Annotated in this window: 19 protein-coding genes, 2 tRNA genes and 2 other RNA genes; 9 read left to right on the forward strand and 14 right to left on the reverse strand. The window is 45.0% G+C overall.

Annotated features, from left to right (window positions below):
* Positions 1 to 2 precede the first annotated feature (2 nt).
* A complete protein-coding gene (locus tag P0M28_RS10315) occupies positions 3 to 1,079 on the reverse strand; it encodes a toxin-antitoxin system YwqK family antitoxin (protein ID WP_302209821.1) in 1,077 nt (358 codons plus the stop codon).
* A gap of 571 nt (positions 1,080 to 1,650) precedes the next feature.
* Positions 1,651 to 1,803 carry a hypothetical protein gene (locus tag P0M28_RS10320; RefSeq protein WP_302209822.1) on the reverse strand — a complete coding sequence of 51 codons (153 nt, stop codon included), beginning with the start codon at positions 1,801 to 1,803 and terminating at the stop codon, positions 1,651 to 1,653.
* A 236-nt stretch (positions 1,804 to 2,039) separates the two neighbouring features.
* Here P0M28_RS10320 and P0M28_RS10325 point away from each other — a divergent pair, with 236 nt between their 5' ends.
* Entirely contained in the window at positions 2,040 to 2,225 is a 186-nt protein-coding gene (locus tag P0M28_RS10325; RefSeq protein ID WP_302209823.1) for a hypothetical protein, read from the forward strand.
* A 304-nt stretch (positions 2,226 to 2,529) separates the two neighbouring features.
* Here P0M28_RS10325 and ssrA read toward each other — a convergent pair.
* The 6 genes from ssrA to rpsF form a co-directional block, all read right to left on the reverse strand.
* Positions 2,530 to 2,937: a transfer-messenger RNA gene (gene ssrA, locus P0M28_RS10330) on the reverse strand.
* A 99-nt stretch (positions 2,938 to 3,036) separates the two neighbouring features.
* On the reverse strand, positions 3,037 to 5,103 hold the full coding sequence (locus P0M28_RS10335) for a thioredoxin domain-containing protein (RefSeq protein WP_302209824.1): 2,067 nt from the start codon (positions 5,101 to 5,103) through the stop codon (positions 3,037 to 3,039).
* On the reverse strand, positions 5,100 to 6,074 hold the full coding sequence (locus tag P0M28_RS10340) for a GSCFA domain-containing protein (RefSeq protein WP_302209825.1): 975 nt from the start codon (positions 6,072 to 6,074) through the stop codon (positions 5,100 to 5,102). The genes P0M28_RS10335 and P0M28_RS10340 overlap by 4 nt, the downstream gene beginning before the upstream one ends.
* A 79-nt stretch (positions 6,075 to 6,153) precedes the next feature.
* Positions 6,154 to 6,597 (reverse strand): 50S ribosomal protein L9, encoded by a 444-nt coding sequence (gene rplI / locus P0M28_RS10345; RefSeq protein ID WP_302209826.1) that lies wholly within the window; start codon positions 6,595 to 6,597, stop codon positions 6,154 to 6,156.
* A gap of 90 nt (positions 6,598 to 6,687) precedes the next feature.
* Entirely contained in the window at positions 6,688 to 6,945 is a 258-nt protein-coding gene (gene rpsR / locus P0M28_RS10350) for a 30S ribosomal protein S18 (RefSeq protein ID WP_302209827.1), read from the reverse strand.
* On the reverse strand, positions 6,942 to 7,322 hold the full coding sequence (gene rpsF / locus P0M28_RS10355) for a 30S ribosomal protein S6 (protein ID WP_302209828.1): 381 nt from the start codon (positions 7,320 to 7,322) through the stop codon (positions 6,942 to 6,944). Before rpsF ends, rpsR begins: the two co-directional genes overlap by 4 nt.
* A gap of 316 nt (positions 7,323 to 7,638) precedes the next feature.
* Here rpsF and P0M28_RS10360 point away from each other — a divergent pair, with 316 nt between their 5' ends.
* Positions 7,639 to 8,301 carry an SOS response-associated peptidase gene (locus tag P0M28_RS10360; RefSeq protein WP_302209829.1) on the forward strand — a complete coding sequence of 221 codons (663 nt, stop codon included), beginning with the start codon at positions 7,639 to 7,641 and terminating at the stop codon, positions 8,299 to 8,301.
* A gap of 27 nt (positions 8,302 to 8,328) precedes the next feature.
* Entirely contained in the window at positions 8,329 to 8,970 is a 642-nt protein-coding gene (locus tag P0M28_RS10365) for a 3-keto-disaccharide hydrolase (RefSeq protein ID WP_302209830.1), read from the forward strand.
* Here P0M28_RS10365 and P0M28_RS10370 read toward each other — a convergent pair.
* The 6 genes from P0M28_RS10370 to P0M28_RS10395 form a co-directional block, all read right to left on the reverse strand.
* Positions 8,967 to 10,118, reverse strand: a complete 1,152-nt coding sequence (locus tag P0M28_RS10370; RefSeq protein WP_302209831.1) for a sigma-54-dependent transcriptional regulator — start codon at positions 10,116 to 10,118, stop codon at positions 8,967 to 8,969. The two genes, P0M28_RS10365 and P0M28_RS10370, sit on opposite strands and share 4 nt — an antisense overlap.
* A 20-nt stretch (positions 10,119 to 10,138) precedes the next feature.
* Positions 10,139 to 10,574: RNase P RNA component class A (gene rnpB / locus P0M28_RS10375), an RNA gene on the reverse strand.
* A gap of 28 nt (positions 10,575 to 10,602) precedes the next feature.
* Positions 10,603 to 11,010, reverse strand: coding sequence for a hypothetical protein (locus tag P0M28_RS10380; protein ID WP_302209832.1), 408 nt, complete (start codon positions 11,008 to 11,010; stop codon positions 10,603 to 10,605).
* Positions 11,011 to 11,110: 100 nt separating this feature from the next.
* Positions 11,111 to 12,289, reverse strand: coding sequence for an acetyl-CoA C-acyltransferase (locus tag P0M28_RS10385; RefSeq protein ID WP_302209833.1), 1,179 nt, complete (start codon positions 12,287 to 12,289; stop codon positions 11,111 to 11,113).
* 166 nt (positions 12,290 to 12,455) lie between these two features.
* A complete protein-coding gene (locus P0M28_RS10390) occupies positions 12,456 to 13,322 on the reverse strand; it encodes a hypothetical protein (protein ID WP_302209834.1) in 867 nt (288 codons plus the stop codon).
* Positions 13,319 to 14,287, reverse strand: coding sequence for a vWA domain-containing protein (locus tag P0M28_RS10395; RefSeq protein ID WP_302209835.1), 969 nt, complete (start codon positions 14,285 to 14,287; stop codon positions 13,319 to 13,321). Before P0M28_RS10395 ends, P0M28_RS10390 begins: the two co-directional genes overlap by 4 nt.
* Before the next feature lie 180 nt (positions 14,288 to 14,467).
* Between P0M28_RS10395 and P0M28_RS10400 the strand changes: the two genes are divergently transcribed.
* The 6 genes from P0M28_RS10400 (at position 14,468) to P0M28_RS10425 (ending at position 16,716) form a co-directional block, all read left to right on the forward strand.
* Positions 14,468 to 14,554, forward strand: a tRNA-Ser gene (locus tag P0M28_RS10400).
* A 68-nt stretch (positions 14,555 to 14,622) separates the two neighbouring features.
* Positions 14,623 to 14,697 (forward strand) — tRNA-Pro (locus tag P0M28_RS10405).
* 404 nt (positions 14,698 to 15,101) lie between these two features.
* Positions 15,102 to 15,476 carry an ArsR/SmtB family transcription factor gene (locus P0M28_RS10410; protein WP_302209836.1) on the forward strand — a complete coding sequence of 125 codons (375 nt, stop codon included), beginning with the start codon at positions 15,102 to 15,104 and terminating at the stop codon, positions 15,474 to 15,476.
* The gene (merTP, locus tag P0M28_RS10415) at positions 15,473 to 16,078 is read left to right on the forward strand and encodes a mercuric transport protein MerTP (RefSeq protein ID WP_302209837.1); all 606 of its coding nucleotides are present in this window, start codon (positions 15,473 to 15,475) and stop codon (positions 16,076 to 16,078) included. Before P0M28_RS10410 ends, merTP begins: the two co-directional genes overlap by 4 nt.
* 2 nt (positions 16,079 to 16,080) lie before the next feature.
* On the forward strand, positions 16,081 to 16,302 hold the full coding sequence (locus tag P0M28_RS10420) for a GDCCVxC domain-containing (seleno)protein (protein WP_302209838.1): 222 nt from the start codon (positions 16,081 to 16,083) through the stop codon (positions 16,300 to 16,302).
* A gap of 291 nt (positions 16,303 to 16,593) precedes the next feature.
* Positions 16,594 to 16,716 carry a hypothetical protein gene (locus P0M28_RS10425; protein ID WP_302209839.1) on the forward strand — a complete coding sequence of 41 codons (123 nt, stop codon included), beginning with the start codon at positions 16,594 to 16,596 and terminating at the stop codon, positions 16,714 to 16,716.
* Positions 16,717 to 17,550: the final 834 nt, after the last annotated feature.

Below are 17,550 nucleotides of genomic sequence, written 5' to 3' on the forward strand. Positions count from 1 at the left end.
TCTCATTGCTCTACTTCAGATGTACTTTTCGAATCAGATCTTTTCAGGGGCGTTTTTATCAACTCGCCATCTTGGTAGTACTGAATAATTTTATTATCTTCTTCATCCCACCTAATTAGCTTACCATGCAACTTACCATCTCGATAAGAACCTCTTTTACTTAGAGTGCCATCAGAATTATACTCTCTAAAAGCACCATGCCGTTGCTGGTTTTTCCATCGGTATACCCGTTTACTATAATGAGCTTGATTTCCCCCTTCAGAAGATGGAGTTAACTCATAGCTAATTATTTTTCCATGAAGCTTTCCGTAACGATACTTTCCTGTACGGCGGATATGACCGTCGGGAAATCGCTCTTTAAACTTACCGTGTAACTTCCCGTCCTGATATGTGGTCAATTGGGTAATAACCTTTTCCTGTTGTTCAGATTCAACATAGCGATTATGAGTAACTACTTTCCCGTGCAATTTACCTTGTCGATAGCTTCCTTGTTGATAAATTTGTTCCAAAGTATCGTAAATAACAAAAGGGCCTGTAAGCTGATTATTTTTCCAAGTTCGAGTCTGACGGACTGGCACTGAACTATCTGGTGAGAGCATATAGCGTGTTTCCTTGCCATGCAATTGACCACTTCGGAAGTGCTGAGTTTCCTGAAGAGTACCTTGTGACGTGAAGGTTTCCTGACTACCTCTTGCATCTCCTTGCTTCCACTGTCGTACAGTCTTGATCTTTCCATTTGTATGCCAGCGTGTCCATGTTCCATCCTTGAGCCCCTCCCGGTATGCTCCTTTTTCCAGCAATGTATTATCACGAAGCATTTTGGTATACGAACCGTGCAGTAGCCTTCCTTCGTATCCTCCTTGGGAATAAGCAATGTTATTTCTTAAGTACCAAGTATAAAATTTATCGGATTGGGGAGATACAGACTGATTAGCAGTAAGTGTAGAGAAGGTGTAGATTGTATCTTGTTTTACAATAGTAATACGCTGACTATCAGAACTGATATCCGTATACAACGATGTTGTACAAGCGGTGGCTAGCAGCAGTTTAAGACCAGAAGCAATTAATTGAGACTTCATACTAAGAGTGAAAATACATTATGATACAGTTTCTGCAAAAAGTCTATCTGAACTTAAGTGTACTTATCCAGTAGGATTTACTTGGTATTAGTAATTTTTAGTTGAATACACCTATTGTAGACTTTACGAAATGAGAAAAGAACCAAGATTCAAGCTTTCCTAAGCTTATTCTCGACCATTTTTTTCTCACCCATCAAGCAAACTATAAAATTGTGGTGCAACTTACATAGATGACTATTTTATATAATTGGAGGTAATTACCAAGATGCTAAGCACTTCGAAGGTTCTACTTCTGGCTGCTCAGAAGAAGTTAGTAGTGTGGGTTTGTGCAATCAGCTTCGCATTCTGTCCTTGTTGCTCGGCGAAAAAGCGGACAAGGGAAGAAGCTGTCTTTTTTGCTCCTTACCACAGTATTGCCTGCCCAGAGCTACGTAGTATAGCCTATACGTTCCGACTGCCAACATTCTAGTTCAAAACTGACATGTTGCCGAGACAAATCAGCAAAACGATCTTACTGAGCTTCCGATAAGCGAATGAATTGAGTGGCATGCTCTGGCAGTTTGCTGTGCTCTTATAAGAAGAGCTTTCCATAGAACGATAGTTCATCCAGCGGTTTAGCTTTTTCCACCTGAACTTCTGTTTGCTTTTGCAAAATGGCTTCTAACTGCTGATGAAGCTGCATATTTTGCTTTAAAGTAGGATGTTTTCCCTGCCGTGCTTCCACTAGCTGATTAAGTTCCTTTAACGCAGTGCTGACATCTAGCTATGAGCCAATACATCTTTGCTGTTGGGGTCAAAGCGGTGGAGTTACTCACTCGTACTCCTAGGCAAAGCCGTCGTAGCTGTAGCCTCGCAAAGCATCGGTAGCAGTTCGGCCAATTTGCTTTAATTCTTCCTATTGATTAGGCTTTTCTTGTTCCATTATTGGTTGTATAATGTTGATTACTTAGTAGTCCAGTAATGGGGTACACTACAGATATACAAACGCTGCAACGAGAAACAAGCACTTGGGCACAAAATGTCAACCTAAGCCAACGGGAGATAAATTGGCAACTCAAAATCGCTGAGACCCGAGCCAAACTCAGATCAACATATCCTAATTCTTTACCTTGGCAATGCACTAGCCTTCGCCAGATTAATAGCTAAGTTTTCGCCGCCTTTCGCAATAGCTTTTTTGCCGATGACCAGCTGAGCGGAAGACAGACTGGCAAGGAACGGTAGTATTCCAATACTAAGTATGGTTCGTGTGCTTATTGTCTTGTCATTGTTAGGTTAAAATACCGAGGCGGTAGCCAGTGGGCCGAGTCCACGGTGGATACCACCCAAAACTTTTCATTGTTGTGTTTGCTGGAAATGATTGAATACCTGCTTCTTAGAAAATCAAGAGCTTAAAAGAAAAACCCCTTTAAATTTTGAAATTTAAAGGGGTTTAAGATTATCTGAATCAGACTTGTGGAGCCGGAGGGATTCGAACCCTCGTCCAGAGAAGGCCACTATCGTGTCTTCTACATGCTTAGCTATTATTCAATTGTCGGGTTGCCTAAGGTAAATAGCGCACCTGCCAGCAACCGTATCTGCTAAAGTTTCGCTAGAGCGTCGCAGTGCCGCTTTAGCTAGTTCTGCTGAGTCGACACTCTGTAATCCAACCGAGCGGAACAGCGGTTGGCAGAATGTGGCCCGGGAGCCGTTGGCTCAACCGATTATGCCCGTTATTCTAGTCTATTAGACTAAAATTAGGCGGCCATGGCGTAATTAGATTCGCCAAGTATGGTTTAGGACTCAGGGGTCAAGGCGCGCATCCCATGCGCCTGCATGCTTACACACGTAGTCACACATCCTGTCAAATCCGGTCGGCCCCAATTTTTCAAGACAATGCCTATATACTACGTCTTTGTAGGCGAAAAGGTTCTGAGATAATTTAGTCGCCGCTACGAACGAGCTAATGAGTAGTATTTGACTAAGGCAAATTCCGTTGTAGTTGATCTAGAGCATCAGATACGGCGTGTACCGGGAGTTGACAGGTTTTATCGTAACAGACATAGAGCGTGGTTTGACCATCTTCTGCCCTTCGTTCCTTTAGCAGTGGAAGTTCGCTTTCGTTTTCAGTAGCCAGCACCACTTTGTTAGGATGGTAGTGTTGGATAAGCTCCGAGGCTACCTCCTGATGATCTGGCCCCACAATAGCTACCTCGGCCAGCGGTAGTGCCATTTCGGTAGCCAGCACCGCCCAATTGGTAGTATCCGAAGGATATTGTTTGACCAACGGTAGCATCCGGCTTAGCATACCCTGCGCCAACTCAGTGTAATCGGATTTTTCTAACAATACTCCTAGCTTATGCAGGTTGCGGGTCATTGCCGAATTGGAAGCTGGGATCACATTATCGAATAGTTCTTTTTTACGAGCAATTAGTTCAGAGGAAGCTGGGGTATAAAAGAAAAATTGCTCTTTCTGGTGATAGAAATGACGAATGGCGTACTGCACCAATTGATCGGCCAGGTGCAACCACTGCTCATCGAAATTGACCTGATAGAGTGCAATCAGTCCGTCGGCTATAAAGGCGTAATCGTCTAAGAAACCATCAATTTTGCGCTCACCTTTCGCGTAGGTATGGGAGATACTAGCTCCTTCACCTTCCGTTTGAATTAGCTTACTCTTTAAAAATTGAGCGTTCTGTTGAGCCAAATCTAGAATAGACTGTTCACCTAATGCTGTGTAGGCATCTATCAGCCCCCGCAGCATCAGACCATTCCACCCGGCAATAATCTTATCATCCAGTCCGGGTCTTTCTCGCTGCAACCGTCGTTCCAACAAGTCCTGCTTAGCCTTGTTAACTACTTCGCTAAAATCAGGTAGGCTCAGTTCGTACTTCCGAACGAATTCGCCTTCAGACTGGCTTAGATGCAGAATATTATTTCCGTTTTCCCAGTTTCCTTCGGGGGTAGCACTAAAATAGTCGGTGATCATATCAGTCGTATCGCCTAGCACTTGCTGAAGTTCGTCGTAGCTCCAGACGTAGTACTTTCCTTCTTCGCCTTCACTATCAGCATCTAGCGCACTGTAAAAGCCACCCTCCGGGCTGGTAAGCTCTCGTTGTACGAAGGCTATGGTATCGGTTAGTACCTGCCGGTATAAATCGCTGTGGGTAACGCTAAATGCTTCGGAGTACAAACTGAGTAGCTGACCGTTGTCGTATAACATCTTTTCAAAGTGGGGCGCAAACCATTCAGCATCAACCGAATAACGGGCGAAGCCACCGCCAATTTGGTCGTAGATACCACCCAAGGCTATTTGGTCGAGCGTGAGTAGCGCGTGGTTCAGTGCTTCGGTATCTTCCGTAACAAAATGGTAGCGTAGTAGAAATAGCCACTGACTGGGCATCGGAAACTTCGGCGCTTTGTTCAATCCTCCTTTTTCCGTATCAAACCGTTCTGAGAACGCCCGAAATACTTCTCTCAGCTCACGCTGCACCGAGGCTGGATATAACTCTGGTTGAGAAGCTGAAATATTGTACCGTAGAGTTTCGCTAGCCTGTAAGCCTTCGGCGAACTTATCGGCTGCCTCCACCACTTGCTCTCGCTGCTTTTCGTAGGCCAATGCTACATTGTTTAGAATCTGTAGCCAGTTTTGTTTGGGAAAATACGTTCCCCCGTAAAAAGGTTTTTGATCGGGAGTTAAGAAAACGTTCAGTGGCCAGCCTCCTTGCAAACCCATCGTCTGCACCGCTTCCATGTAAATCTGATCCACATCCGGCCGTTCTTCCCGGTCTACTTTGATATTGATGAAATGTTTATTCATCAGTTCGGCCACTTCTTCATCCTCAAAGCACTCTCGTTCCATTACGTGGCACCAGTGGCAAGCCGAATAGCCAATACTCACAATAATGGGCTTATCTTCATCTTTGGCCTTTTGCAATGACTCTTCCGACCACGGATACCAGTACACCGGATTGTGAGCGTGTTGAAGTAAGTACGGACTACTTTCGTGAATGAGGTGGTTCGAGGGTTGTGAAGATTTTGCGGTCATAAAAGTTGTTGTTCGAGTTCTTGAATTTCGGCGATTACATCTACCTGCTGCTTTAACTGCTTAAGCTGCTCAATCGTTTTACGTAAAAATTGCTGATGGGCTTCGGAAGCTGGGCGAAAGGCTCGATGCTGTACTGCTCTATAAATAGGATTCCAGGTTTTCAGAAACTGTTGCGCCTCAGCATCTAGGTAGTGCTCCGCTACTTTTTGCCAGATATAATCCTCCGCCACTTCCGAGGGGTGAAGCATATCCGCTTGATAAAAACGATAGTCCCGCAATTCATCTATTAGCAGTTCGTAGCTTGGGAAATAGTAAACATCTTCCGGATAGTTTTCCTGAATAGTGTGAGCTACCAGCCGAAGCACCGATTTGCTCACTGAATTTTGTACCAGCGTATCGCGAAGGTGGCGTACCGGGCTGACGGTTAGAATGTATTTGATATTAGGATTTAGTGTATTTAGCACCCGATAGAGTTGCTTAAACTGAGTAATCATTTCTCCTGGTTCAAGCAGCCAACGGCGAAATAGGCGAGCGGGCATTTTATGGCAGTTAGCTACGACTTGCCCTGTTTCTTTACGCCGGTAGCTAAAGGCTGATCCCAGCGTAATCACCACCCAGCTACATTGTTTCAAATAATTGCGGGTACTTACAAGTGCTTGTTCAATTTGCGTCTGCAAGTCTACTTTAGTCTCACTGCTAAAATCGGAGTGAAAATGGTAGTTGAAATGTGTATTTTGGTTAACTAGATAAGTATCATCATCCGGTACTGATTGATTGGCAGCGTTCAGCAGTAATTCAAATACTGAGAGCGGATTGTACAGCGTACCGAACGGATTGATGCAGGCACGAAATTTATTTTGTTGAAATCGTTTACCTATCGCTTGAGCAAAACAAGAACCTACCAACAGCAGTGAGTCGTGCAATGAAATACGTTGGGGGAGAGGCTCTATTTCAACGGGAGTCCGGAACATAAAAAATCTAAGCTTAGCCTCTACTAACGAAAAAAGCCCTAAAATGATTAGGGCTTTTAGTATTAAAAGGTTGAAGATTTTAGGCTTCTACTACCTGTATGGCAATGTTTTGCTTCACTTCTTTGTGCAAATCAACCTCAGCCGAGTATTCTCCTAATGTTTTTATATCCTGATTAAGCGAAATGCGTCGGCGGTCAATATCAAAGCCTTTCTCTTTCAGTACATCCGCGATCTGAAGTACGGTAACGGCTCCGAATATTTTTCCACTCTCGCCCGCTTTGGCCGGCAACTCTAAGGTTACCCCTTCCAGCTTAGCAGCAATATCCTCAGCATCTTTCTTCACCTTATCGGCTTTGTGCGATGCCTGACGAACGTTCTCTTCAATCATTTTCTTATTGGAAGGACTAGCGATAATGGCTAATCCTTGAGGGATCAGATAATTACGACCGTAGCCACCCTTCACGGTAACGATGTCGTCTTTATAGCCTAACCCTTTTATATCTTCTCGAAGTATAATTTCCATGTGTGTATTGGGTTTTTGGGGGTTAGGTGTTGGGTATTAGGGAGCGACAAGATGTCTAACCCCTAATTCCTAAAACTCAATCCCCAACATCTATTTTAATGAATCAGCTACGTAGGGGAGCAATGCTAAATGGCGTGCTCGCTTTACGGCTTGGGTTACTTTGCGCTGAAATTTCTGACTGGTTCCAGTAATTCGGCGAGGTAAGATTTTACCCTGCTCGTTGACGAACTTTAGCAAAAAGTCAGGATCCTTGTAGTCGATGTAGTTGATACCGGCTTTCTTAAAGCGGCAGTACTTCTCGCGACGCTCTTTGCGGTCGCTGTTAATTGGTTCGTTTTGTAAACTCATGCGGTGGCTTCTTCTTTGTTTTTCTTCTTTTTATCCTTTCTAAAATCTCCTCGTCGGCGACGCTCGTTGTACTCAACGGCGTGCTTGTCAAGCGATACCGTTAAGAAGCGCATCACCCGCTCATCGCGACGATACTCCGTTTCTAAAGTATCTACCAGCGTTGGTTCGGCCACAAACTCGGCTAGGTGATAAAACCCAGTGGTTTTGTGGTTGATAGGATAAGCTAGCTTTTTTAGCCCCCAGCTTTCTTCATTAATGACGTCGGCGCCATTTTCTTTCAAGAAAGTAGAAAACTTAGCAGCAGCATCCTTCATCTGATCTTCAGACAAAACGGGAGTTAAAATGAATACTGTCTCGTAATTTTTCTTAAATTCCATGCTTATTTTATTAAAGGACTGCAAATTTAGAACATTTGCCGTAGATGTCAAATTAAATAGTTTAATTTGATGGCGAGGGGCTGGGAGCTTGGCGCAAGGGGTTAAAACTTCCTAAATTCTGTGCTAAGTTTGGGCCTTTAGCTTCTGCCTTCGTTCTCACAACTTCTGTAAAGCAATTCTCTAAATTGAATTCCCAGTTCAACTGTATACCTGTTCTCGATCCATACTTTCTAACTTCTACCGCCAAGCTCCCGGCTCCCTGCTAAGTAGATTTGCTATTTTTTCCCTAACTTACCCAATAAACACCCATTAACCTATGTGCGGCCGATACAGCATTGGACCCGAAATTGAAACGTTAGTAGAAAAGCTCCGGGTAGCTTTACCCCCGGATTTTGCTCCTCATTACAACGCTGCTCCGTCGCAGCACTTACCGGTAGTAAGTAATCAACAATCTGACCGGGTAACTTTATACCAGTGGGGGATGATTCCTTTTTGGGCGAAGAGCTCCAGCGGACAGCGACTCATTAATGCCCGATCCGAAACCGTTCACGAAAAAAGTACATTCAAACGAGCGTTTCGTTCGCAACGTTGCTTAGTGCCGGCGGGCGGTTACTACGAATGGAAGAAGACCCCGCAAGGGAAAGAACCTTACCGAATCATTTTGGCGGATAAATTGCCCTTTGTTTTTGCGGGTATCTGGCAGCAGCCGGGTGAGCTATCGGCTACAGGAACTCCCGAGTATAGCATCATTACTACGCAGGCTCCTTCTTCTATCAAAGATATTCACGACCGAATGCCGGTGATTTTGGATGAAGCTGCCTGGGATTTTTGGCTGAGCGATACGGAAGACGGCGAAGGCCTACAGGATGTACTTCGCCCGCTAGACGATAATAAATTAAGAGCTTACCCCGTTTCCAAACGAGTGAATAATGTTCAGAACGATGACGCCGAACTTATCACTCCACTTTCAAACGGTTAATTTTTATTCTTTATGCAACCTACTTTAATGAGACGAATTTACTTGATGACTGTTTTACTAGCTGTTCTATCGCTCAGCGTTCACCTTAGCCTATTGGCACAAGACGGTTGGACGAAACTATTTGATGGTAAAAGCTTAGATGGCTGGAAGGCTAGTGAAAACCCGGAAACCTTTAGTGTAGAAGACGGAATGATTGTGGTGGATGGCCCTCGCGCCCATTTATTTTATGTAGGGGATGTGTACGACCACTCTTTTAAGAATTTTGAGTTTAAGGCGGATGTCAAGACGATGCCTGGAGCCAACTCAGGGATGTACTTTCACACTGAATACCAAGATGAAGGTTGGCCGAATAAGGGATACGAAGTACAGGTGAATAACTCCCATACGGATTGGCGACGAACCGCTAGTCTCTACGGAGTAGATGACGTTCGGGGGGCTCCCGCCGATGATAATGAGTGGTTCACTCAGCATATTATTGTACAGGATAGTTTAGTTACGATTAAGGTAGACGGAGAAATAATCACCGAATACGTAGAACCAAAAGACGTAAAAGAAGATGCCGGGAGCAGTGGACGCTACTTAGATACCGGAACATTTGCTTTGCAGGGGCACGATCCTGAGAGCAAAGTGTACTACAAGAACATTATGGTAAAGGCATTGCCGGATTAAGTAAAACGCTTTACATCCGAAGCGGTAATTTCGGCATCGCACATAATGACTAACCGCTCTACTACATTGCGTAGTTCTCGGATATTTCCGGTCCACTCAAAGCTTTGTAGTTCGGTAATCGCGTCGGGAGTTATTTTCTTGACGGGGGCACTGTATTCCTGAGCGATGTCATTCAAAAACTTATCTACCAGCAGCGGAATATCGTCTTTTCGGTCTTTTAATGCCGGAACGTGAATGAGGATAACACTGAGACGGTGGTACAAATCCTCCCGAAAAGTCTTTTCTTCAATCTCCTGCTTTAAGTCTTTGTTAGTAGCCGCAATTACCCGAACATCTACTTTGATGGCTTTATCGCCGCCTACTCGGGTAATTTTATGTTCTTGTAGTGCCCGTAGTACTTTAGCCTGAGCCGAAAGGCTCATATCGCCAATTTCATCCAAAAACAGCGTACCACCGTTAGCCTGCTCAAATTTTCCTTTTTTCTGCTTATGAGCGGAGGTAAAGGAACCCTTTTCGTGACCAAACAGCTCACTCTCAATGAGTTCAGAAGGAATGGCCGCACAGTTGAGTTCTATCAACGGAGCTTTCGCTCGATTGCTTTGGGCGTGTAACCATTTGGCTACCAATTCTTTTCCCGTACCATTCGGGCCAGTTACTAGTACTCGGGCTTCGGTGGGGGCTACCCGGGCAATGGTTTCTTTTACCGCAGAAATAGCTTCCGATTCGCCAATGATCTCACTAACCCCGGCTATCCTTTTGCGGAGCTTTACGGTTTCTTCTACTAAATCGGATTTATCGAGGGCGTTTTTGATGGTAACCAGCAGCCGATTGAGGTCGGGTGGTTTCTGCACAAAATCGTAAGCACCTATTTTAGTGGCTTCTACTGCGGTCTCGATGCTGCCGTGAGCCGAAACCATAATAAATTGGGTATCTGCACCCTGTTGCATAGCTTTCTCTAGCACTTCAATGCCATCCATCTTAGGCATCTTGATGTCGCAGAGAGCCACATCGTAGTCACCTTTAGCGAGCATCTGAAGACCTTCTTCACCGTCAGTGGCTTCATCAACTTCGTACTTCTCGTACTCCAGAATTTCCCGTAGCGATCCGCGGATTGCTTTTTCGTCGTCTATAATAAGAATTTTCGCCATACAATTACTAAAAGTATAAAAATATAAGCAAGCCTGTAAGCCGGGTTCTGTTGCTCTAGTGCAGGGCACTGGAGTTCTTGCCATTTATCTAGCCCCAGCATTGCTACCGGGGTCTAACGACCTACCCGTACAGCCTCTTAAAAAAAGAATAGGGCGAGTCACCCTACGTCCAGCTACGCTAGTCTACTGTACTTATTTGGTCTTTCAGCCCGTAAGGTTTACCCTGCCTCCTTAGTCACCCTCGGAGCGGTGCGCTCTTACCGCACCTTTTCACCCTTACCCTCAATCCCGAAAGATGAAGGCGGTTTGTTTTCTGCGGCACTTTCTGTGTAAATCCTGAACTTGGTTCAGTATCTACCCTTCCCGTTAGGAAGTACGGTACTCTGTGCTGCCCGGACTTTCCTCGTAATGTTCAGCATATGATGCCCAACATCCCGCGGCAAGCCAGCTTGCTAATGTTTATGTAACAATTGTACGATTTTTTTTAGAAAACGTCTAACCCAGTAAGCTTCTGTTCCCATTTATCAGCTACTTGAGCTACTTCACAGATCGCGCTTTTCAGGTATTCTTTGTTTTGTACATTGACAAACTCCCGAAAAACCGAAGCTTCCACCTTAACGAAGGTATCATCTACCACAAAGCGAGAGTAAAGCATTTTCTTATTTTCCGCCATGAAATCTACTAGATCCATATGCTCGTAGAAAGGGCACACTTTAGAAATAAAGGAGATAGTTTTAGTGCCTTGATCGTCAAGCATCTGCATTCTGCCTCGTACGGCCTGAAAACGCCCTTTTCCGAGAGGTACTACAATTACTGAAGTATGCTCGTCGTATTCAGAAAACTGGCCTTCCAGCTCGTCTGATATTGTCCGCATAAAATCTACTAGATTCATAGTCTTACCATTGTATTGATTAGACAATTAATCTAATGAATGTACCAGAAAATACAGCTTTAACTCTATAAGCCCTCTTACAATGTACTATTTGCTGCCATTATACTCGTTCTATCACCATAGCTGACGCTCCACCACCACCGTTACAGATACCTGCCACCCCCACAGTAGCATCCTGCTGCTGGAGCACATTGCAAAGGGTAGTAACGATACGTGCCCCCGAGCACCCCAGCGGATGACCGAGGGCTACGGCCCCACCAAAGATATTAACCTGACTGGAATCTAGTTCTAGCCTTTGATTGTTGGCGATAGCTACTACCGAGAAGGCTTCGTTAATCTCGTAATAATCTACGTCCTGCGAACTGACTCCCGCTCGTTGCATTGCCTTAGGAATCGCCAGTGCCGGAGCAGTGGTAAACCAGAGTGGGTCTTGAGCGGCATCAGCAAAACCAATAATTTTTGCGATGGGTTTTAGATCAAGTTCTTTTAGCTTTTTTTCACTTACTAATATCATAGCTGCCGCGCCATCATTAATGGTAGAAGCGTTGGCGGCGGTTACGGTTCCTTCTTTGCTAAACACAGGACGTAGGTTAGGGATTTTCTCGAAGTTTACCCGCTTGTACTCTTCGTCTTCGGTAAGAAGCAGAGGTTCACCTTTACGCTTCGGAACTTCTACCGGAATAATTTCAGGCTTTAGCTGTCCGGCTTCAGTAGCCTGTGCTACCCTTTTGTACGATTCAATAGCGTATTCGTCTTGGGCTTCGCGGGAGATGTTCATTTCCTTAGCAGTATTATCGGCACAATTACCCATCGCAAAGCCGTTGTACACCTCAAACAACCCGTCTTTCTCCAATCCATCCACCAGCTCTCCGCTTCCGTATTTATAACCAAAGCGGGCTTTCGGAAGATAGTAGGGAATATTAGACATGCTCTCCATCCCTCCGGCTACGATAATATCAGCTTGCCCCAACATAATAGCTTGCGCTCCGAACATAGCCGCTTTCATTCCCGAAGCACAAACTTTATTGACAGTGGTACAAGGAACCGTATTGGGAATACCTGCTCCCAAAGCGGCCTGCCGAGCCGGGGCTTGCCCTAAGTTAGCCGATACCACGTTGCCCATCAGTACTTCTTCTACCTGATCTTCGGGAATCTGAGCTGCTTGAATAGCCCCTTTAATGGCCGCGGTGCCCAGTTCGGTAGCACTCAAACCAGCCAAACTACCACCAAACGATCCTATGGGAGTTCGGACAGCGGAAACGATGTATGCGGTGTTCATAATATTTCTTTAGTTAAAAGCGGAGACTGGAAACAGGAGTCCGGAGACCGGAGAATACATTTTTTGATAACTAATAGTGCATAGTCGACGGCTCACAGCTTTCATTGTAAGTCAATCACTATAGCTTTCTGACTCCGGACTTCGGTCTCCCGTCTCCGTAAGATGGTTACCAATCAGGTTTAGAACGATCTTTGGGCTTAGTTGGTTTTCGGCGATTTTGTTGGATGTACTGCATCTCGTTGTTTCGCATGGCCTCCAGTATCATTCGGGCTTTCTCTTCGCTAATGTTCATTTCCTCTAGGCGTTCGGATAGCGGTGAGTTAGACATTTCTTCTTCACTTTTCTCACCTTCACTTTGCTCTTCGCCCTGTTGCGTATTCTGTTCCTGAGGCTCGCTCTCGTTAGACTGTTGCTGATCTCCTTCCTGCTGATCCGATTCGCTCTGCTGTTGTTCTTGATTTTGCTCATCGGTAGACTCGCCTTCTTGATCTTGCTGCTGTTCAGACTGTTCTTCGTTTTGCTCCTGATTTTGTTGTTCCTGCTGATCCTTCTCCTCATCCGACTGCTCTTGATTATCATCTGATTGCTGTTGTTGCTGCTCTTGTTCTTTCTTCAGCTTCTTTACCAGTTCGTAGTTATAGCGAGCATCTTCATTGGTCGGATTGGCCTTGAGTGATTCTTTATACATTGCCAAAGCATTATCGTACTGCTGCTGTTGGGTAGTGATATTTCCTAGCTGTTGGTAAGCCACTGATTTGATAGCAGCCCCTTCCGCATTCATCAGTTGACCGTACTGTCGCTGGGCGGTAGCGGTATCTCCGGCGTGTAGTTGGGCGTGAGCCAGATTTAGGCGAACCCGCTCATCCTGCACTTGCATAGAATCTACCAGTAGTTGGTAGTACTGCACAGCCTGGGTGTAGTCCCCTTGCTGATACGCTTCTTCCGCTTGCTTTTTCAGCCGGTTGATCGTAGCAATATCATCAATACCGCCAATAACTAGTAAAAGGCCCAAAGCCCAGCCCAGCAGTTTCATATTCTTACTGTTTTTAGTTTCACCAAATGATCTATCAAAAATAAGCCCACCCCCAGCAGCAAAAAGTAGAAATACTTATTGGCCGAAGCATCAATCTGACGCGAATCCCGCAGTTCGCCCTCAATCTGGCCAATTGAGGAAATGAGCCGTTCGGTATCATCTTGCCGACCACTAATCTCGAAGTACTGCCCACTGGTCTGATTCGCCAGCTGTTGTAGTGCCTGAGGTTTCAGTTTACTTATAACTACATTACCCGACCGATCAGTTTTAGGTACACCTCTCACTACCAATTGACTACCTTGCTCCGTGCCCACACCTAAGGTAAACAAACGAATTCCGCTCTGCTGAATTTTTTCAGATACTGCCGAAATGTTATCGCCAAAATCTTCTCCGTCGCTAATTAGCAACAGTACCTTCGATTTCTGCTGTGATGGGTTCTCCTCATCTTTCTCAAACTTCTCAAGTGCCAGACGCAATGGTGGGGTGAAGTCGGTACCCGAGTTAGGTACCAGACTAGTATTCAGCGCATCAATAAACATATTGAGCGCACCCTGATCGTAGGTGAGCGGACTTTGAATGAATGCTTCGGATGAGAAGATAATCAGTCCGATCCGATCCGAACTAAACGACTTTACAATATCTTTCAACTCGTATTTCACCTTTTCCAATCGACTAGGTTGCACATCGTTAGCATTCATAGACTGAGACAGATCTACTAGAATAAATATATCTTTACCCACCGCTTGAATCTCCTTGGTTGCTTTCCCCATCAGTGGTCCGAGCAGGGCGACCAGAAACAGCACAAAATATAGAATACGCAGCCCCACTTTAAAAACGACCGCTTGGTATCCCACCGGAATTACCCGATTGATTCGGATCACCCTGGTTAGGTACAGTATGTATCCTATGATGAAGAGAGTGAGAAATATTATTTCAGTTGTACTAAACGATCGATACCAATCCATGTCAATTTCACTTATCCAGGTAACGACAAAAATAAGCACTAAGTGCAAATATAGGCAAGCGAAGTTGTAATGAGTCAGAAAAGTAATTTTTAGCTTTTGTTTTTCCTGTTACGGTTGGTATGGTAATAAAACTTGTTTTATATTTGCAGCCTTTAAAGAATTATAGCTTCAAAACTCCACGGAGAGGTGGGTGAGTGGCTGAAACCACATGTTTGCTAAACATGCGTACCGTAACAGGTACCGGGGGTTCGAATCCCCCTCTCTCCGCTCGGCTGAGTTATTGCATATAAAGCTTTTAAAATAGTCGGGATTCCGTTGGTTTCACCAAAACTATTCGGGGCGTAGCGCAGTCCGGTTAGCGTACCTGCTTTGGGAGCAGGGGGTCGCAGGTTCGAATCCTGCCGCCCCGACTTGATAATCAAGCACTTACGAAGTAAAATTTGTAAGTGCTTTTTTATTTGCAAGCTATTTGCAAGCATTTTTAGCTATCGCCAATGGTGTTGCACATAGCCTATAGCTCAAACATGAGCATATTTCTAAAGTAACTTCCTATCGTATAGTCTGGCGGAATGTCACTTGACGGATTCCTGCTTTGCGTTGCTGTCGTCTAATATAGCGCTTGCTGTTCTTGGGTAAGATCGGCTTCCAGTGTTATCTCTTCCAATTCGATACTGGTAAATGGTAATTCTAGTTGCTCAAGAACCTGGCTGACCACTTCAGAAAATCGATCTAAAATGGTAAAGAAGCATTTTAGTAAATCACACAATTGTATTTTAGCATTTTCTTAAATAATGAAATAAGCTATATTTGTAGTATGAAAGAAAATCAATGTATCCGGGTATTTGCTGCTCAACAACAAATTGAACGTTGTCAGCAACGTGTAGAACAAGTGAGCCCTTCGGTGACTGGCTTATCCAACGCTTTGGGACTAGCGGGGAACGAAGTGCGCTTAAACATTCTGTTTCTACTCGATGAAGAAGCCGAGTTATGCGTGTGTGATTTGAGCGATATTCTGGGCATGAAAATATCGGCTATCTCGCAGCACCTGCGTAAGCTCAAAGACGGGAAAATCGTCCAAACCAAGAAAATAGGCCAAACCGTCTTCTACCGCCTATCCCCGGAATACGCCGGGCTCTTTCGTCCCTTTTTCGCCATGATTGCCGATAACAAAACCATTGCTGTATCATGAAGACGACTAAAAATTCTGCCGCCAGCTTAGGGGTATTAACCGCTATCACCGCTTCGCTTTGCTGTATCACCCCAGTACTGGCTTTTGTGGCTGGTGCCAGTGGCGTAGCGGCCACCTTCTCGTGGCTAGAACCTTTTTGCCCGTATCTGATTGGATTGACCGTGGTTGTGTTGGGTGTTGCCTGGTATCAACAACTCAAGCCCAGGAGCGCCGAAGAAATTGCCTGTGCCTGTGAAGACGATGAGCAGCCAAGCTTTTGGCAATCCAAAAAATTTCTGGTGATCGTTACCGTCGTAGCCGGAGCATTGCTCTTCTTCCCCATATACGCCGATGTCTTTTTTCCTAATACAGACCATCAAACCGTGATCGTTCAGGCATCTGATCTACAAGAAACGCAATTCGCGGTGCAGGGTATGACCTGTACCGGTTGCGAAGAGCATGTAAAGCATACGGCCTTACAACTGGATGGAGTGATAGAAGCCGAAGCCTCGTATGAGCAAGGCATTGCCCAGATCAAGTTTGATCCGACCCTAATTAATATAGAAGCGATTGACCAAGCTATTGAAGAAGAAACTGGATACCAAGTAGACCCATCACAATAAGCATGGAACAAGAAATTATTTTACAATCAACGCTTACCTGTCCGCAATGCGGACACCAGAAAGAAGAAACCATGCCCACCGATGCGTGTCAATATTTCTATGAATGTGAAAGCTGCGGGCAAGTCATAAAGCCCAAAGCCGGAGACTGCTGTGTGTATTGTTCTTACGGAACGGTCGCCTGCCCCCCGGTGCAAGAAAGCGGGAATACGGATTGTTGCTGCTAATTTTTTTAATCTTTTAAAGGAGACTACCCCACGAAAACCTATGGTGTGGTGGTGATTGGTTCTGGCATAGCCGGAATGACGATTGCCCAATATTTCTTGATTTTTTTTAGCTTTTCCTGTTATCTTATACTTATGTATGTTGCCGTCCACAATGACCAGCCAAGACCCAGAGGGTTAGCATTTTCTAACGAAACCCGCCAAGCAGCATCAAGCATTATGCGTTGCAATGGTTTAAACAAGACCCGTAATCATATCTATTATCGCTTGTGCCATGAGCTTATCTGTATGGAAATGAGTAATCCCTATGCGGCACAAGATGACATGATAGAACGTGGTGTTGAGCGCGTAGTGAACTCCTACCGGCACCTCAAAGAAGTTGACCTCTACTTTTACGACTCTGCCCTTTATTCCTAAAACCGTCCTTTTGCCTACACCTTTAAAGTAAAGAACAGCTCTTTCCCTCTGTAAGCCTTAGATATTTTTTCAGGGATTAGGGGGATAGAGAGACATTGATTTGTGAGCAAGTCTCATAATGCGCGGCGGAGTGGCTGGTATTGCGTGTTGGCAAGCTGGCCCTGAAGCGCAGCGGAATAAACAAGCCAAGGCTTTGCGCGTAAGCTTTATGCCGAACGGTTCAGGGGGCGTGTCCGCCGCGCGTTATATCTTGCTGGCAAACAATGATCTTATCGTGCGGCGGGCTTTGGCTTAGGGATAGAGCGATATGTTTGAGACCGGAAGGGCCTTGCGCTTAGCATGTCGAGTAGCGACAGCCCGGCCCGCACACAGTAAGGGCAAGCTCCTCCCCTTAGTCTGGCATAGAATTTTTAGAAAAATCTAGAAATATATTGATTTTCTGGAATATCTAGAAATTTCGGAAAAGCATATTTTTTTGCCCTTCAAAATCTTTTTTGCCAACTTTACTTCTGTCAATCGCTAGTGCGCGCAATTTTATTTCGGTTGATGAATGTTTCACCTTTTAAATTCTAACGACATGGGATTTGATTCCACGATGAAAAGTTATCTGAGAAGCTCTAAAGGCAACTCCGGTACAACGCGAGATGGTCGATCGGTTGAAAAAACTGATCATGGGTACAAAGTTGATGGTAAAAACGTTGGTACCCGTACCCAGGCTCTTAACAAGATTCGTTAGGCTATATCTGACCTACTAGTCAAGATGGCAGCTTAACCTTGCCCCGTTTTTTGTGGCAGGATAGTTCGGGAATAACTGTCCTGCAAATTCCTCTTCAG

The organism is Tunicatimonas pelagia (assembly GCF_030506325.1).
Taxonomy (GTDB): domain Bacteria; phylum Bacteroidota; class Bacteroidia; order Cytophagales; family Cyclobacteriaceae; genus Tunicatimonas; species Tunicatimonas pelagia.

What these genes read in the sequence shown, in the direction of transcription:
- P0M28_RS10315 (WP_302209821.1), bottom strand. Translation starts at nt 1,079, where the DNA reads ATGAAGTCTCAATTAATTGCTTCTGGTCTTAAACTGCTGCTAGCCACC.
- P0M28_RS10325 (WP_302209823.1), top strand. Translation starts at nt 2,040, where the DNA reads ATGGGGTACACTACAGATATACAAACGCTGCAACGAGAAACAAGCACT.
- P0M28_RS10335 (WP_302209824.1), bottom strand. Translation starts at nt 5,103, where the DNA reads ATGACCGCAAAATCTTCACAACCCTCGAACCACCTCATTCACGAAAGT.
- P0M28_RS10340 (WP_302209825.1), bottom strand. Translation starts at nt 6,074, where the DNA reads ATGTTCCGGACTCCCGTTGAAATAGAGCCTCTCCCCCAACGTATTTCA.
- rplI (WP_302209826.1), bottom strand. Translation starts at nt 6,597, where the DNA reads ATGGAAATTATACTTCGAGAAGATATAAAAGGGTTAGGCTATAAAGAC.
- rpsR (WP_302209827.1), bottom strand. Translation starts at nt 6,945, where the DNA reads ATGAGTTTACAAAACGAACCAATTAACAGCGACCGCAAAGAGCGTCGC.
- rpsF (WP_302209828.1), bottom strand. Translation starts at nt 7,322, where the DNA reads ATGGAATTTAAGAAAAATTACGAGACAGTATTCATTTTAACTCCCGTT.
- P0M28_RS10360 (WP_302209829.1), top strand. Translation starts at nt 7,639, where the DNA reads ATGTGCGGCCGATACAGCATTGGACCCGAAATTGAAACGTTAGTAGAA.
- P0M28_RS10365 (WP_302209830.1), top strand. Translation starts at nt 8,329, where the DNA reads ATGAGACGAATTTACTTGATGACTGTTTTACTAGCTGTTCTATCGCTC.
- P0M28_RS10370 (WP_302209831.1), bottom strand. Translation starts at nt 10,118, where the DNA reads ATGGCGAAAATTCTTATTATAGACGACGAAAAAGCAATCCGCGGATCG.
- P0M28_RS10380 (WP_302209832.1), bottom strand. Translation starts at nt 11,010, where the DNA reads ATGAATCTAGTAGATTTTATGCGGACAATATCAGACGAGCTGGAAGGC.
- P0M28_RS10385 (WP_302209833.1), bottom strand. Translation starts at nt 12,289, where the DNA reads ATGAACACCGCATACATCGTTTCCGCTGTCCGAACTCCCATAGGATCG.
- P0M28_RS10390 (WP_302209834.1), bottom strand. Translation starts at nt 13,322, where the DNA reads ATGAAACTGCTGGGCTGGGCTTTGGGCCTTTTACTAGTTATTGGCGGT.
- P0M28_RS10395 (WP_302209835.1), bottom strand. Translation starts at nt 14,287, where the DNA reads ATGGATTGGTATCGATCGTTTAGTACAACTGAAATAATATTTCTCACT.
- P0M28_RS10410 (WP_302209836.1), top strand. Translation starts at nt 15,102, where the DNA reads ATGAAAGAAAATCAATGTATCCGGGTATTTGCTGCTCAACAACAAATT.
- merTP (WP_302209837.1), top strand. Translation starts at nt 15,473, where the DNA reads ATGAAGACGACTAAAAATTCTGCCGCCAGCTTAGGGGTATTAACCGCT.
- P0M28_RS10420 (WP_302209838.1), top strand. Translation starts at nt 16,081, where the DNA reads ATGGAACAAGAAATTATTTTACAATCAACGCTTACCTGTCCGCAATGC.
- P0M28_RS10425 (WP_302209839.1), top strand. Translation starts at nt 16,594, where the DNA reads ATGAGTAATCCCTATGCGGCACAAGATGACATGATAGAACGTGGTGTT.